A 780-nucleotide genomic window follows, 5' to 3' on the forward strand; every position below is an offset into this window, starting at 1 on the left:
AGCAGGGGCTGGACGCCCTTGTTCTTGAACGCGGTGCCGCACAGCACCGGGTTGACCTTGTCGGCCAGCGTGGCGCGACGGATCGCGGCCTCGAGCTCCTCGACGGTGAAGTCCTCGCCCTCGAGGTACTTCTCCATGACGTCGTCGTCGGCCTCGGAGAGGGTCTCGAGGAGCTTCTCGCGGTACTCGGCGGCCTGCTCGGCCAGCTCCGCGGGGATCTCCTCGACCTCGTAGTCCTCGCCCATCTTGGTCTCGCCGCGCCAGGTGAGCGCGCGCATGCCGACCAGGTCGATGACGCCGAGGAAGTCGGACTCGGCACCGATCGGCAGCTGGAGGACCAGCGGGGTGGAGTTGAGGCGCTCGACCATCATGTCGACACAGCGGAAGAAGTCCGCGCCGGTGCGGTCGAGCTTGTTGACGAAGCACATGCGGGGCACGGCGTACTTGTTGGCCTGCCGCCACACCGTCATCGTCTGCGGCTCGACACCAGCGACGCCGTCGAACACCGCGACCGCGCCGTCGAGGACGCGCAGCGAGCGCTCGACCTCGGCGGTGAAGTCCACGTGGCCCGGGGTGTCGATGATGTTGATCTGGTGGTTCTTCCACCAGCAGGTCGTCGCGGCGGACGTGATGGTGATGCCGCGCTCCTGCTCCTGCTCCATCCAGTCCATCGTGGCTGCGCCCTCGTGGACCTCACCGATCTTGTAGGTGATGCCGGTGTAGAAGAGGATGCGCTCGGTGGTGGTGGTCTTGCCGGCGTCGATGTGCGCCATGATGCCG

General features: G+C 66.9%; 1 protein-coding gene. It reads right to left on the reverse strand.

All coding sequences use genetic code 11. From position 1 onward, the window contains the following. On the reverse strand, nucleotides 1-780 hold a 780-nt coding region (locus tag Q0L15_RS17660), incomplete at both ends, for a GTP-binding protein (protein WP_296605773.1).

Source organism: Nocardioides sp. (assembly GCF_024509035.1).
In the GTDB taxonomy this organism is placed as follows: Bacteria; Actinomycetota; Actinomycetes; order Propionibacteriales; family Nocardioidaceae; genus Nocardioides.